Source organism: Culturomica sp., from assembly GCF_003524185.1.
Taxonomy (GTDB): Bacteria; Bacteroidota; Bacteroidia; order Bacteroidales; family Marinifilaceae; genus Culturomica; species Culturomica massiliensis.
On sequence record NZ_DOED01000042.1, the window covers coordinates 100,269 to 114,357 of the forward strand.

The following is a 14,089-nucleotide window of genomic DNA, read 5'->3' on the forward strand; positions in this document are numbered from 1 at the left end:
ATATTAATTGTAAATTTTAGATTTTAAATTTTAAATTGCCTGGCAACTTGATTTGTTATCAGATTTTTTGATCTGAAATCGTAAATCTACAATTAAAACGTTCTTTTTTTATAAGTTGTCCTGCATAACTGAAATATATTTGGCTCTGTACCCGGCTTGCATTATCTTTGCAACAAATAAGTCTGCCGGATTGAACTCAAATGGACGTTGTACTGCATTCTGCTTGTATTATATTGGGTGCAAAGATAATGTAAGTTGAATGCAGAATCAAATTTATTTGAGTTATGCTGAAAATGTCATCTGTTTTGTGTAAAGATAATAGAGACTGGCATTCATTGTCTTTTGACGTATCATTATTTATTTGAGTGTATTAGAAGCGGAATAATAGAATATGAGAATTGAAGAAAATTTTAACTTAAAGAAATACAACACCTTTGATATAGATGTTTGCTGTAAATATTTTGTAGAAACGGAACAGGAAGATGAGTTGATCGGGTTTGTATCGGAATATGAATTGAAGCCCGAAGAAATATTGATTCTGGGAGGGGGGAGTAATTTTTTGTTTACCGAGGATTTTGACGGAACGGTTCTTTATCCGTTGATGTCCGGTATTGAAATAGTTGATGAAAATCAGGATAAGGTGTGGGTACGTGTCGGAGCCGGTGTCGTATGGGATGATTTTGTTGCCTGGGCGGTGGAGCATGGTTATGGAGGTGTAGAAAATTTATCTTTGATTCCGGGACATGTCGGAGCTGCACCGGTACAAAATATCGGTGCTTACGGTGTTGAAGCCAAAGATACCCTGTGCCGGGTTGAGGTTATTGATCTGGAAAAAGCCTGTAAGGTGACGATAGAGGCTGCCGATTGCCGGCTGGCTTATCGGAACAGTATTTTCAAGCAGGAATGGAAGAATAAGTATGTGGTGACTTATGTTGTATTCTGTTTGGATAAACAACCGGTTTTCAAGCTCGGATACGGAAGTATCCGGCAGGAGTTGGAAAAGACAGGAGAACAGCTGGGGTTGAAGCAGATCCGGGAGGCTGTGATCCGTATCCGAAAGGCTAAATTGCCGGAAGTATCGGAGGTCCCCAGTGCCGGAAGTTTTTTTAAAAACCCGGTGGTAGCCGAAGTCATTGGCCGTCAGTTGCAGGAAAAATATCCGGCTATGCCTTTATATCCGGCCGGAGAGGGTATGGTAAAACTGGCTGCCGGTTGGCTGATTGAGCAATGCGGATGGAAAGGGAAAACGTTGGGGCGTGCCGGGGTATACGAGAAACAGGCTTTGGTGTTGGTAAACAAAGGAGGTGCTACCGGTATTGAAGTCACCCGGTTGGCCAATGCGATTAAAAAAAGTGTATTTATGCAATTTAATATCTGGATTGAACCCGAGGTTATTATCATATAATCCGGAGAGGGGTGGCCTACTTTCTCCGGTTATTGTTTGCATTATTGGGAAACTTTTCTTTCCTTTGCACCGCGAAATACGGAAGTAGCTCAGTTGGTAGAGTACCGGTCTCCAAAACCGGCTGTCGGGGGTTCGAGCCCCTCCTTCCGTGCAAAAAGAGGTTGCCGTTTTTCGGCAACCTCTTTTATTTGTTTTTCCTTTCTGAGGAATTTTTGCGGGAATCAATATTGTTGACCACCGCCCATCAGTATCAAGCCGACACTGAAGGTGAGGCTTTGGAATTCAGGAATCCTTCCGTGTGAGGCTTTGGTTCCGTAGCTGTATTTGGCTCCGAAGTTCAAAGCCAATTGTTCGTTGAGAGGTACATACATACCGACCTCCGGGGCAAATGTGAATTGCCATCTGGAGATTGTCGATGTATACTGGCCTATTTCCAAACGTTTTTCAGTCCAGCGGGTTCCTACACCCAATCCGAAGAACGGGCGTACGGCGGTTGTATTGTCGGTGAAATAATAACGGCCGACAGCCATGATGGGCACAGTATTGACATAGCGGTACTGGTTTCCGGTAATGGTGTATATATTATCATTGCCGCTGAAGCGGAAATCTCCGGTTTCGTGATCCAGGTTTTTGTAAAATACGTTCCAACCGATGGCACCACCGATAGAGAAGTGATCACCTAAAAATTGGTGGTATTCGATGTCCATACCCCGGAAGCTGGCTTTGTCAGTAAAGTCTTTAATATCTCCCAGCGGTACGCTTATCTGATAATTTAAGTTAAGCATCTGAGCTTTTACAAGCGGGCTCAGGCTGAACAGAATTATAGCGAGGGTTAATATTTTTTTCATAATCATTTGTTTTTAAGTCACTGTTAATTTATACATTTTTCCAAGTTTGCCGTTTTTATTTGGTTCCCAGATAAGGAGATTGTGCAAAACATTGGTTGATTTGTTTTTCTGCCCGTTGTTGTATTGAGCTGGCAGAACCGGCGATAATGCCGTCGGCAATACCGCTCCATAATACCGGTACCTGATTGCTTGATTCATTAACATTAGACGGATCCAACATATCGATTACGATCGAACCGGAACGGTAAGAGAAGACATTGACAGGTCCCCACGGGTAGTAAGGTCTGAAATAAGGCCAATCCCAGCCGTACCAGTTCCAACCCGGATACCAACCCCAATAGTCATACCAGTTGTTGCCTATGAAATAGTAATTTACATTCGAAAAGGCTGATACGGTTACGAAGAAATCGGGTTTATCCGTTTCCGAGCCCACAATTCTCTGGTATCCCAAAGCTTCAAATTTTGAAGCGACCAGGGTCAGGATGGCTTGGTCAAATTGGTGATTTCCCATAATTTCGTCATTTTTACTGACAAAATAAACGATAGAGTCCGGCATGGAGAAAGTTTTCAGGCCTGCAAAATAAGCGGCATCTTTATCCCTGTCGTAGCTGGTCATGGCAACATCATAGTCCTCTGTGTTGTCTGCACCCTCCGGATAGCAGGATACTAACAGTTGCGCAAACAATCCGGTTAGTAGTAAAAAAAGTAAACGTCTCATACTTAGTTTGTTTTTAGTTTGACATTTTTTTATTAGAAATCTGCATTTTGAGATTTTAATAAACCATTTTTAATGTAGGAAGGTATACGCTGATGATTTTAAATAGTTGCAATAAGTGTTTTAATTGTAGATTTTAGATTTACAATTTTAGGCTAGACGTACAATCCTCTTCTGTCGAAAGAGGTATCGTAAATTAAAAATTGAATAATTGTTATTTATTCCGGATCGGTAGCGAGAATGGATTTATAACCGTGGGTTTTGGCGATATTCATTACCCGTACGACATGTTCGATGGGAACCGATTTTTCAGCCTGGATGGTGATACAGGGATCGTCGGAATTTTTCAATTCCTCTACGATTTTACTTTCCAGCATGGAAAAGGGGGTAACCTTGGCATTGAAATAGTAGACGAGATTTTTATCGATGGATACGGTTACGGATTCCCGGTTGGAAAGCTGGTTGGTACTTTTGGGTAGTAATAGTTTTAAGGCATTGGGATTGACCAATGTAGAAGTGACCAGAAAAAAGATAAGTAAAAGAAATACGATGTCGGTCATTGACGACATGTTGAAATTCGGATTTATTTTACTTTTTCTTTTGATCGCCATGTTATTTCCGGTTTTGAGTTTCGTATTGTGAATCGATAAATTCTGCAGATGCGTTTTCCATATCGGCAGCAATCCGGTCGATCCGGCTTACCAGGGCATTGTAGGCTAAATAGGCAATGATCCCGACAATCAAACCTGCGACCGTGGTAATCATGGCCGTATAGATACCCCGGGAAAGCAGGGTGATGTTTATGTTGTTTCCGGCAAGAGACATATCGTAAAATGCCTGTACCATACCGACAACCGTACCTAAAAAACCGATCATGGGAGCCATCCCGGCTATCGTTGCCAAGGCAGGCAGGCCTTTTTCCAATGCAGCTATTTCTTTATTGGCGGTATTCTCCATGGTTATCCGAAGTTCCGTAGTCGGGATATGGCTGTAATGTATTCCTTTTTTAATCATCCGGGAAACCGGAGAATCTTCTGTATCACACTCCTGCAAGGCTGCCGTTTTGTTTCCGTTTTGAAGGTAGCTGAATACTTTTTCGGTAAATACTTTCGGGGAAACGGAAGCCTTCCGGATGACCGTAAATCTTTCACAGATGATGTATACCGCTATGATTGAAAGAATGAAGATAGGGATCATCAGCCAGCCTCCCTTTACGATCATATCCCATAAGTTCATTTGCTGGTCGCTGACGGGGGGAACCGGTGCTGTGATGAAAGTAAATATATTCATATCCTGATACTGAAATTATTCGTTTGTATGACGGGTTTACACCTGCCCGTTTATTTGCGCAGCGAAGATACTGTAGTTTTCACAAAAAACAAAGGAGATTTTTAATTGCAGATTCTTAATTTTAAATTTACGATTTACGCTTTTAGATTGCACGCACAAACTCACCCGATCTTGAGGATTTACAATTCTTCTTTATTGGGTGGGAAATTGCGAATTTAATTTAAAATCGTAAATCTAAACTTGAAATAGTCATTTGTCGTGTTTTTGACTGTATCGGATGGCATAGTCCATGAATTTGCGGGCATACGCATCCAGGTAGCCCTGTTTGTGTATGATGTGAAACATCCGTTCGATGGTAACATCCTCGATGTCGATGATTTTTAATTTTCCCGCCATCAATTCATGACGGATGCTGTATACGGAGAGGAAAGCAAAACAATCCGTCAGTTGAAGGTAGTTTTTGATGCCTTCGGTCGTACCCAATATGAGTTGTTCGTGCAGGGAAGACAGGGGGATGCCGATTTCGGATAAAGCTTTGCGGATAACAGAGAGGGTGCCTGAATCTTTTTCTCTGAATACGAATTTCAATTGCGGGAGCTCTGTTTTTTGCAGAGTAGCCGGAATTTTGGCAGATGCGGCACCGGTGAGTACGATCTCGTCTTTTAAAAAGGGGATGTAATGGATGTCGGGTTGGTTTGGTGTGCCTTCAATAAAAGCGAGGTGCAGGTTATCGTTACAGATTTCCTGTTCGATTTGGGCGGTATTGCCGCTGATAACCTGAATATGTATATTGGGATAACGGGCCGTAAATCCGGACAGAATTTCCGGCAAAATATACTGGGAAAGGGTTGTGCTTGCTCCCAGGCAGAGTGTTCCCGAAAATGTATTTTTCAGCCGGTCGATATCAGACCGGATATCCCTTTCTTTCCGAATGAGATCTTCGGTTGCTTGCAGCAGATATTTCCCCGCAGTCGTCAGTTGCATACGTCCTTTTATCCGGTCGAAAAGGGTAATGGAAAGCTCGTTTTCCAGTTCTTTGATGCTTTTGGATACGGCCGGTTGGGAAAGGTGAAGTGTTTCAGCCACTTTGGTCATATTGGGATTTTTGGCCAGGTGATTGAATATGATTAATTTATGATCGAGCATGTAAATTTTTTTTAATATATCGGATAAACGAAGATACGGTCTTAAAATTGAAAAAGCAATATGATTTGCAGGCGACTGACAAAAAGCTTTTCGAAAATGTTTGCAGGAGTGGGGCTGAATATTGTTTTTTCCCGTAAAAAGAGGTAAATTGAGCCCGAAAATAAAATAAGGTTTGCCTGTTTGTTTGTATTTTTAAAATCAGGAATAAAAAATAAATTTTATATGGAGAATAAATTAGATGTTTTAACTAAAAAGCTGTATGAAGAGGGGGTAGACAAAGCGAACCGGGAAGCTGAAAAAATTATGGCTAAAGCGAAGGAGGAGGCAGCGAAGCTGATCGCTGACGCCGAGGCTAAAGTGAAAGAAATGAAAGCCGGTGCAGAAGCGGATATCGAGAATCTGAAGAAAAAAGCCGAATCGGAAATGGCTTTGAGTGCGCGTCAGGCTATTACGGCATTGAAACAGTCGGTTACGAATCTGATTTCCGGAGAAGTGGCCGGCGAGATTGTCAAGTCCGGATTTAAGGATGAGGCTTTTGTGCAGGAGTTACTGGTTGAAATTGTGAAAAAGTGGGATGTAGCTTCCGGGAACCTGAATCTGGAACTGATTCTTTCTGAGAGTGAAAAAGCAAACTTCCAGAAGTTTGTGGCTGCAAAGTATAAAGATTTGTTAGACCGGGGGCTGGAAATCAAAACGGGAAATACGGAAGGTGCTTTTGTCATCCAGCCGAAAGAGGGCGGTTATCAGGTCGCTTTTTCCGAAGAGTTGTTTGAAGCTTTCTTTAATCAGTATATGAGAAGCTTTACGAAGACCTTACTCTATAAATAATTGTAAATTGTAAATTTTAGATTGTAAATTGATTGGGCAGCTTGTTCTGATAAATCTGAAATCTAAAATTTAAAATCTAAAATTAATCACGTGGATTATATTGCTTTTATAGCAGGTTTGCCGGAGATAGCCTGGGATGACCGGAAGTTATCGTTGACGGTCGGAGAATTCCGGGCACAGTTGAAAGATTATATCCGTGGCAGGGATGAGCAGTTGGTCGATTTGTTTTTTTTGCCGAACGACAATGCGCAGGTATTGCGTTTACTGAACAAACAGGAGGCTGACCCGGGATTGACGACGGTGTATCCGGTGAAATTGCTGGAAGATGAAATACAGGAACCGGATAAGATGATACCGTCTTATTTGCGGGAATTTATTACGGATTTTAAGGAAGAGCATCTGCGTTATGAGGTGTCGCCTGAAAATGTGTTGAGCTGGATGTATCACGATTACATGATGAAAGCCGATAATCTGCTGGTCAGAAAGTATGCGGAATTTTCCATGAATCTGAAAAATTTGGTGGCAGCGTTGAATGCCCGGAAATACGGTATGAATGTCGCAAGAGAAATCATCGGTAGTAATGAATTTGCCGTGGCGTTGCGTACATCGAATGCCAAGGATTTCGGGCTGGGGATGGATTACCCTTATGTCGAGAAGGTGATTGCTTTGATGGAGAATGATAATTTGGTCGAGCGGGAGCGGGGATTGGATTTGATCATCTGGAATTTTCTGGATGAGGCTGTGACGTTCGAATATTTTTCTCTGGAAAGGGTTATCAGCTATATGTTGCGTTTGATGATCGTCGAACGCTGGAGTAAGATGAATTCCGAATCCGGCCGGAAGGTATTTATGGAAATGATTGAAAAATTCCGGCAGAGTTTTCAGTTTGAAGAACAGTTTAAATAATTTACGATTGAAGATTGATGATTTACGATTTTGGGCGTAATTGGATAATACCAGGAAGTAGCGGCGAAATCGTAAATCGTAAATCGTAAATCAAAAATCGAATAGGATTTATGGCTAAAACACAAGGAAAAGTCCATAGCATTATTTCCAACCTTGTACTGGTAAAAGTCGAAGGGCCTGTTTCCCAAAATGAAATTTGTTTCATTGAGGTGAAGGAGGAACGTTTGATGGCCGAAGTGATAAAGGTTGTGGGAGATCTTGCTTATGTACAGGTATTTGAAAGTACCCGAGGCTTAAAACCCGGGATGCTTGTGGAGTTTCAGAACCACATGCTTGAAGTAAGTCTGGGACCCGGTCTGTTGTCGAAAAATTTCGACGGTTTGCAGAACGACCTGGATAAGATGACCGGCGTTTTTTTGAAAAGGGGTGAATATACCAATCCGTTGGAAGACGATAAAAAATGGAGCTTCACTCCTTTGGCTAAAGCCGGGGATAAGGTAAAAGCTGCCGATTGGTTAGGGAATGTAAAAGAGAACTGGCTGGATCATAAGATTATGGTTCCCTTTAAGTTAGAGGGAGAATATACGGTTGTTTCTATTGTATCCGAAGGGGAATATACCATTAAAGATACGGTTGCCGTATTGAAGGATGATGCTGGAAAAGAGTATCATGTATCTATGGTGCAAAAATGGCCGGTGAAGGTTGCTATCCGTAATTATGTGGATAAGCCTCGTCCTTTCCGGCAGATGGAAACCGGTGTGCGGGTTATCGATACGATGAATCCGATGCTGGAGGGAGGTACCGGATTTATTCCCGGTCCGTTCGGTACCGGTAAAACGGTGTTACAGCATGCTTTGGCGCGTTTTGCAGATGCCGATGTCATTATCATGGCGGCTTGTGGCGAGCGGGCCAATGAGGTGGTGGAAATCTTTACGGAATTTCCGGAATTACAGGACCCGCGTTCGGGACGTTCATTGTATGAGCGTACGACGATTATTGCAAATACGTCCAATATGCCGGTGGCGGCCCGTGAGGCTTCCGTATATACGGCCATGACGATCGGAGAATATTACCGTGCTATGGGCATGAAGGTATTGCTATTGGCGGATTCGACTTCGCGTTGGGCGCAGGCTTTGCGTGAGATGTCAAACCGTATGGAGGAATTGCCCGGGCAGGATGCTTTTCCGATGGACTTGTCGGCAATTATCTCTAATTTCTATGCGCGGGCCGGTATGGTTTATCTGAATAATGGGAAAACCGGTTCGGTTACTTTTATCGGGACGGTATCTCCGGCCGGAGGTAACCTGAAAGAGCCGGTGACGGAATCGACCAAGAAAGTGGCCCGTTGTTTCTATGCGTTGTCGCAGGCCCGGGCCGACTCGAAACGTTATCCGGCAATTGATACGTTGGATTCTTATTCAAAATATCTGGAATATCCCGAGTTTGTCGAGTATGCGAAGAAAAATATTTCTGCGACCTGGATTGCCGATGTGAATGAGGCCCGTAATATGTTGGTGAGGGGGCGTGAAACGGCAGAGCAGATCGATATTTTGGGTGACGACGGAGTGCCTTTGGATTATCATGTGATTTTCTGGAAATCGGAGTTGATAGACTTTGTCATATTGCAGCAGGATGCATTTGATAATATCGATGGTTCTACTTCTATGGAGCGTCAGCAATATATGTTGAATATGGTACTCGAGATTATCCGTTCGGATTTCGATTTCGACTCCTTCGAAGAGGTGAATCCTTATTTTAAAGGGATTATCAACGGCTTTAAACAGATGAACTATTCCGAATTCCAATCCGATAAGTTTAAAAAATTCGAGTCGGAAGTACGGGATATGATTAGTGAAAGAAGAAAGGATTAATTTACGATTTACGATTTATGATTTACGATTGGGTTATACGTTGAGGTATTAGAGAATTGTGAGAGAATCATAAATCGTCAATCCAAAATCAAAAATAATAAGTATGAACACTGCTTTTCAAAAAGTATATACCAAGATCACGCAGATCACAAAAGCGACTTGCTCGTTGAAAGCTCAGGGGGTTGGAAACGATGAGTTGGCTATTGTGAACGGTCGTTTGGCGCAGGTTGTCAAAATCTGGGGGGAAGATATCACGTTGCAGGTGTTTTCAGGTACCGAAGGTATTCCCACCAATGCTGAAGTGACTTTTCTTGGAAAGGCTCCTACACTGAGAGTAGGGGATGATTTATGCGGACGTTTTTTCAATGCGTTCGGTGATCCTATCGATGGCGGACCTGCTGTGGACGGAGAGGAACGAGAGATCGGCGGTCCTTCGGTAAACCCGGTGAGACGTAAGCAACCGTCAGAATTGATTGCTACCGGTATTGCCGGTATCGACCTGAACAATACCCTGGTGTCCGGTCAGAAAATTCCGTTTTTTGCGGATCCGGACCAGCCTTATAATCAGGTAATGGCGAATGTGGCTTTACGTGCCCAGACCGATCGTATTATACTGGGAGGTATGGGGCTGACCAATGATGACTATCTGTATTTTAAGAATTTGTTCGATAATGCGGGAGTACTCGATCGCATTGTCAGTTTTGTAAATACGACAGAAGCTCCTCCTGTCGAACGTTTGCTGGTGCCGGATATGGCATTGACGGCAGCCGAGTATTTTGCCGTTGAGAAGAATGAAAAAGTGCTGGTGCTGCTCACCGATATGACATTGTATGCCGATGCTCTGAGCATTGTGTCCAACCGAATGGACCAGATCCCTTCGAAGGATTCTATGCCCGGATCTCTGTATTCCGACCTGGCAAAGATTTACGAAAAGGCCGTACAGTTCCCGCAGGGAGGCTCTATTACGATTATTGCGGTAACGACATTGTCCGGAGGGGATATTACCCATGCTATTCCGGATAATACGGGATATATTACGGAAGGACAGTTGTTTTTGCGTAAGGATACGGAAATCGGAAAGGTGATTGTCGACCCGTTCCGGAGTCTGTCCCGCTTGAAACAGTTGGTAATTGGTAAGAAGACCCGGAAAGATCATCCGCAGGTTATGAATGCCGCCATCCGTCTGTATGCCGATGCTGCCAATGCCCGTACGAAGCTGGAAAACGGCTTCGACCTGACGGATTACGACAGACGTACCCTGGAATTTGCCAGAGACTATTCGAATGAATTACTGGCCATTGACGTGAATATCGGTATTACGCAGATGTTGGATACCGCCTGGGCCCTGTTCCGGAAATATTTTACACGTTCAGAACTGGGTATTAAGAAAGAGATTGTGGATGAGTTTGGAAATTATAGCGATTAATTACGATTTAGGATTTACGATTTACGATTTTTGATTAGGAACACAATGAATAGATGTGAGTTTGCTGATAGGACAAAGAAACTTGGGCTTAATATTATTAAGCTTGTTGCAGATTTTCCGAATTCTCAGTTGGCTCGTATTACCGGTGATCAAATTTTGCGTTCTTCATTGTCTGTCGGAGCCAATTATAGGGCTGCTTGCCGGGCTAAGTCTGATAAGGATTTTATCAGTAAGATGAAAATTGTGGAAGAGGAAGCAGATGAAACTGTATATTGGCTTGAAATTATGGAGGAATCACAGTTAATAGAGAAAGAAGTGCTTGAAGATGTGAAGCGGGAAGCAAATGAGATATTGTCAATGGTTGTAGCCTCCATAAAAACGAAAAGCCAGAATTTAAATAAATGATTTTTGATTGGCTTGAGAATGGAGTCAATCAAAAATCGTCAATCGTCAATCAAAAATAAATTAAGAATGGATGATAAAGTTTCAATACAATAAAACGTCGCTCCAGGGGCTTGATAAACAACTCAAGATGCGGGTGCGGGCTTTGCCTACCATCAAGAATAAGGAATCTGCCTTGCGGTCGGAAGTAAAAAAAGCGAAAGAGGTTGCAGATGAGTTCGATACGAAGTTGAGCGATACCCTCAATAGCATTAACGATATGTTGCAGCTTTACGACGAATATCGTCCCGATATTCTTACGGTGAAGGATGTGGATATGTCGGTTAAAAAGATCGCAGGTGTACGGACGCCGGTGTTGGATCATGTGGAGTACGAAGTGCAGGACTTCAGTTTGTTCAATACGCCGGGATGGTTCCTCGACGGGATACAGCATGTGAAAGAAGTCGTTCATATAGCTCTTGAACGGGAGTTTTATATGCGAAAGATGGAATTACTGGATCGGGCACGTAAAAAAACGACACAGAAAGTGAATCTGTATGAAAAGGTGCAGATACCCGGTTTTCAGGAAGCTATCCGTAAGATTAAGCGTTTTCTGGAAGACGAGGAGAATCTTTCGAAATCGGCGCAGAAAATTGTAAAAACCCGTAAAGCGACGGAGGAAGAATACTAATTTACGATTTACGATTTATGATTTACGATTGGATTAAATCTTGAGATACTTTTGAATAGAGGGACAGAATCGTCAATCAAAAATCAACAATCATAAATATGAAAGGATTATGATAGTACCTATGCGAAAATTATCCCTGCTGGTATTCTACAAGGATTATCAGGATTTTCTCGAAGAACTTCGGGACAGGGGTGTGGTTCATATCCATGAAAATAAAAAACGATCGGCCGAGGACGAAGAGTTGAAGCAGAAATTGGCTGTTATTAAGCGGATTGTTGAGATCACTAAGCAATTATCTAAACGGGTTCCGAAGAAAGAAATGTCTTTTACTGATATGTTGGAGCGTTGGTCTCTGGCGATTGAACCGAAAGACAAGCTGGCTTTTTATCGGCAAATTTTCTACCCGGAGGAGCAGTTGCCTGAAGAATCGGAAGTGACAGAACTGGATGTACTGGCTTTTTTGGAAGGTCAGTTTAAGCGGATGGAACAGTTGGATCAGCAGATCGCTTCCCTGGAAAAAGACGGTACGATATATGTGCCTTGGGGAGATGTACCGACGGAGCGGATCAACGGTTTACAGGATGCCGGCTGGGATCTGCGCTTTTTTACGGTTCCTGACCGGAAATATTTACCGGAATGGGAAGATAAATACAATGCTTTTATTGTTCATCAGGATAAGGGGCAGAAGTATTTTATCACCGTGCTGCCTAAAGATGGCCAGGAATATCCGGAGGCCGACAGTGTTCAGTTTCCGCAAATGAGTGCGGCTGAAATCCGTGAGCAGGTGGAAAAGTTGCGGTCGGAAAAAGCGGACATTACAGACTCATTGAAGAAGACGGCTGTTGTTTCAATCGAATATCTGAAGGATTTGCGGAGGCAGATCAATGAGGATGTCGATGTGTTGAAAGTGAAAGATGCCGCCCAGGTATTACTGGAAGATAAGGTCATTGCTCTGGAAGGATGGGTGCCGGAAAATATTGCCGAGGCTACGGATGAATGGTTATCCGGAAAGGATATCGCTTACGAACTGACGGAGCCTGAGAAGCAGGATAACCCGCCGATACAATTGAAGAATAATAAGTTTGCCCGTTTGTTTGAATTTATCGGTGAACTTTATTCATTACCGAATTACCGGGAAATTGACCTGACTCCGTTTTTTGCTCCGTTTTTCGTGTTGTTCTTCGGCTTTTGTCTGGGGGATGCCGGATACGGCTTGTTGATTTTGTTGGGCATTACCATTTATAAGTTTAAGGCTAAGCCGTCCATAAAACCGATTTTATCATTGGCACAATGGCTGGGGTTATCGACGGTGATTATGGGCATTGTCAGCGGTACGTTCTTCGGGATACAATTGCTGGATGTACAGGTGCCCTGGGTCGTAAAAATAAAAAGCCTGATGCTCGATTCACAACAATTGTTCAATCTGGCCTTGATGATCGGTGTGGCGCAGATTATTTTCGGTATGTTCCTGAAAGTGGCTAACCAATGGAAACAGAATGGTTTGGCGGGGGCATTGTCGACAATCGGCTGGCTGGTATTGATCGTAGGCGGCGGGGTTTGCTACGGACTTTCGCTGAAAGGCTATGATGTCACGATTCCGTTGTATACGGTGGTTATTATTGCCGGTCTGCTGATCTTTATATTCAATAATATACGACGGAATGTATTTATCAATATCGGTGCCGGATTGTGGGATTCTTACAATATGGTAACGGGTTTGCTGGGGGATACGCTTTCGTATATCCGTTTGTTTGCTTTGGGCATATCAAGTGCCGTGTTGGGCTTGGTGTTCAATGATCTGGCAATGAATATGAGTCCGGATATACCGGGAGTAAAACAACTGGTGATGTTGATTATTTTGCTTTTTGGCCATAGTGTAAATATTTTTATGGCCGGTCTGGGATCGTTTGTTCATCCGATGCGTTTGACCTTTGTTGAGTTTTATAAAAATGCCGGTTTTGAAGGTGGGGGCAAGAAGTACCAACCTTTTAAAAAGCGGACCAATTAATTTCAGGTTTGTGATTCTAAATTGAAATACATGTAAAACGAATCACAGGCCGTTGATTATGAATCAAAAATTTAAATAGTAATTATAATAACAATTAAAACACAAAAATTATGAATGAGATTATTTTAGCTTATATCGGAGTAGGATTGATGTTAGGATTATCCGGTATTGGTAGTGCTTATGGTGTGACAATTGGCGGTAATGCAACGATTGGGGCTTTGAAGAAAAATGACGAAGCGTTCGGTAATTATATGGTGTTGTGTGCGCTTCCCGGTACGCAGGGACTTTATGGTTTCCTGGGCTTTTTCCTGTTGAAGAACGTTTTGGTAGCGGGAATAACCTGGTTACAGGCTGCGGCCGTATTCGGTGCCGGTTTAGGTCTTGGTTTGGTTTGTTTGTTTTCTGCCATCCGTCAGGGACAGGTTTGTGCCAACGGGATCATCGGTATCGGTTCCGGTTACGATGTATTCGGTAAAACGTTGATCTTGGCTGTGTTCCCGGAATTGTATGCTATTGTGGCGGTTGCGGCAACCTTTATGATCAGTACGATGATTTAATAATTCATAGGAGATAA

General features: G+C 42.9%; 14 protein-coding genes and 1 tRNA gene. 10 read left to right on the forward strand and 5 right to left on the reverse strand.

What is annotated here, in order from left to right; genetic code table 11:
• Positions 1–391 precede the first annotated feature (391 nt).
• Positions 392–1,405: a UDP-N-acetylmuramate dehydrogenase gene (gene murB / locus DD657_RS14195; RefSeq protein WP_021988129.1), complete on the forward strand. Its 1,014-nt coding sequence runs from the start codon at positions 392–394 to the stop codon at positions 1,403–1,405.
• Positions 1,406–1,483: 78 nt separating this feature from the next.
• Positions 1,484–1,556, forward strand: a tRNA-Trp gene (locus tag DD657_RS14200).
• Positions 1,557–1,626: 70 nt separating this feature from the next.
• On the opposite strand, the gene DD657_RS14205 is transcribed toward DD657_RS14200, so the two are convergent.
• The 5 genes from DD657_RS14205 to DD657_RS14225 form a co-directional block, all read right to left on the reverse strand.
• Positions 1,627–2,253, reverse strand: a complete 627-nt coding sequence (locus DD657_RS14205) for an outer membrane beta-barrel protein (protein ID WP_021988130.1) — start codon at positions 2,251–2,253, stop codon at positions 1,627–1,629.
• Between the two features lie 55 nt (positions 2,254–2,308).
• Positions 2,309–2,971 (reverse strand): DUF4136 domain-containing protein, encoded by a 663-nt coding sequence (locus DD657_RS14210; RefSeq protein ID WP_287050556.1) that lies wholly within the window; start codon positions 2,969–2,971, stop codon positions 2,309–2,311.
• 215 nt (positions 2,972–3,186) lie between these two features.
• Positions 3,187–3,579: an ExbD/TolR family protein gene (locus DD657_RS14215; RefSeq protein WP_021988132.1), complete on the reverse strand. Its 393-nt coding sequence runs from the start codon at positions 3,577–3,579 to the stop codon at positions 3,187–3,189.
• A gap of 1 nt (position 3,580) precedes the next feature.
• Positions 3,581–4,258, reverse strand: coding sequence for a MotA/TolQ/ExbB proton channel family protein (locus tag DD657_RS14220; protein ID WP_021988133.1), 678 nt, complete (start codon positions 4,256–4,258; stop codon positions 3,581–3,583).
• 249 nt (positions 4,259–4,507) lie between these two features.
• Positions 4,508–5,404 carry a LysR substrate-binding domain-containing protein gene (locus DD657_RS14225; RefSeq protein ID WP_021988134.1) on the reverse strand — a complete coding sequence of 299 codons (897 nt, stop codon included), beginning with the start codon at positions 5,402–5,404 and terminating at the stop codon, positions 4,508–4,510.
• 222 nt (positions 5,405–5,626) lie between these two features.
• Here DD657_RS14225 and DD657_RS14230 point away from each other — a divergent pair, with 222 nt between their 5' ends.
• From DD657_RS14230 to DD657_RS14265, 8 genes are all read left to right on the forward strand, one after another.
• Positions 5,627–6,232, forward strand: coding sequence for a V-type ATP synthase subunit E (locus DD657_RS14230; protein WP_021988135.1), 606 nt, complete (start codon positions 5,627–5,629; stop codon positions 6,230–6,232).
• Between the two features lie 90 nt (positions 6,233–6,322).
• A complete protein-coding gene (locus DD657_RS14235; protein WP_021988136.1) occupies positions 6,323–7,138 on the forward strand; it encodes a DUF2764 family protein in 816 nt (271 codons plus the stop codon).
• A 110-nt stretch (positions 7,139–7,248) separates the two neighbouring features.
• Positions 7,249–9,009: a V-type ATP synthase subunit A gene (locus DD657_RS14240; protein WP_021988137.1), complete on the forward strand. Its 1,761-nt coding sequence runs from the start codon at positions 7,249–7,251 to the stop codon at positions 9,007–9,009.
• 103 nt (positions 9,010–9,112) lie between these two features.
• Positions 9,113–10,435: a V-type ATP synthase subunit B gene (locus DD657_RS14245; RefSeq protein ID WP_021988138.1), complete on the forward strand. Its 1,323-nt coding sequence runs from the start codon at positions 9,113–9,115 to the stop codon at positions 10,433–10,435.
• 45 nt (positions 10,436–10,480) lie between these two features.
• Positions 10,481–10,840 (forward strand): four helix bundle protein, encoded by a 360-nt coding sequence (locus DD657_RS14250; protein WP_021988139.1) that lies wholly within the window; start codon positions 10,481–10,483, stop codon positions 10,838–10,840.
• A gap of 70 nt (positions 10,841–10,910) precedes the next feature.
• Positions 10,911–11,507, forward strand: coding sequence for a V-type ATP synthase subunit D (locus DD657_RS14255; RefSeq protein WP_021988140.1), 597 nt, complete (start codon positions 10,911–10,913; stop codon positions 11,505–11,507).
• A gap of 109 nt (positions 11,508–11,616) precedes the next feature.
• Positions 11,617–13,515, forward strand: a complete 1,899-nt coding sequence (locus tag DD657_RS14260) for a V-type ATP synthase subunit I (protein ID WP_287050560.1) — start codon at positions 11,617–11,619, stop codon at positions 13,513–13,515.
• Positions 13,516–13,622: 107 nt separating this feature from the next.
• The gene (locus tag DD657_RS14265) at positions 13,623–14,072 is read left to right on the forward strand and encodes an ATP synthase subunit C-like protein (RefSeq protein ID WP_161945899.1); all 450 of its coding nucleotides are present in this window, start codon (positions 13,623–13,625) and stop codon (positions 14,070–14,072) included.
• The last annotated feature ends 17 nt before the right edge of the window (positions 14,073–14,089 follow it).

Coding starts and splice junctions, on each gene's coding strand:
- DD657_RS14215 (WP_021988132.1), bottom strand. CDS start 3,579: ATGGCGATCAAAAGAAAAAGTAAAATAAATCCGAATTTCAACATGTCG.
- DD657_RS14210 (WP_287050556.1), bottom strand. CDS start 2,971: ATGAGACGTTTACTTTTTTTACTACTAACCGGATTGTTTGCGCAACTG.
- DD657_RS14250 (WP_021988139.1), top strand. CDS start 10,481: ATGAATAGATGTGAGTTTGCTGATAGGACAAAGAAACTTGGGCTTAAT.
- DD657_RS14255 (WP_021988140.1), top strand. CDS start 10,911: ATGATAAAGTTTCAATACAATAAAACGTCGCTCCAGGGGCTTGATAAA.
- DD657_RS14240 (WP_021988137.1), top strand. CDS start 7,249: ATGGCTAAAACACAAGGAAAAGTCCATAGCATTATTTCCAACCTTGTA.
- DD657_RS14260 (WP_287050560.1), top strand. CDS start 11,617: ATGATAGTACCTATGCGAAAATTATCCCTGCTGGTATTCTACAAGGAT.
- DD657_RS14230 (WP_021988135.1), top strand. CDS start 5,627: ATGGAGAATAAATTAGATGTTTTAACTAAAAAGCTGTATGAAGAGGGG.
- murB (WP_021988129.1), top strand. CDS start 392: ATGAGAATTGAAGAAAATTTTAACTTAAAGAAATACAACACCTTTGAT.
- DD657_RS14220 (WP_021988133.1), bottom strand. CDS start 4,258: ATGAATATATTTACTTTCATCACAGCACCGGTTCCCCCCGTCAGCGAC.
- DD657_RS14205 (WP_021988130.1), bottom strand. CDS start 2,253: ATGAAAAAAATATTAACCCTCGCTATAATTCTGTTCAGCCTGAGCCCG.
- DD657_RS14225 (WP_021988134.1), bottom strand. CDS start 5,404: ATGCTCGATCATAAATTAATCATATTCAATCACCTGGCCAAAAATCCC.
- DD657_RS14245 (WP_021988138.1), top strand. CDS start 9,113: ATGAACACTGCTTTTCAAAAAGTATATACCAAGATCACGCAGATCACA.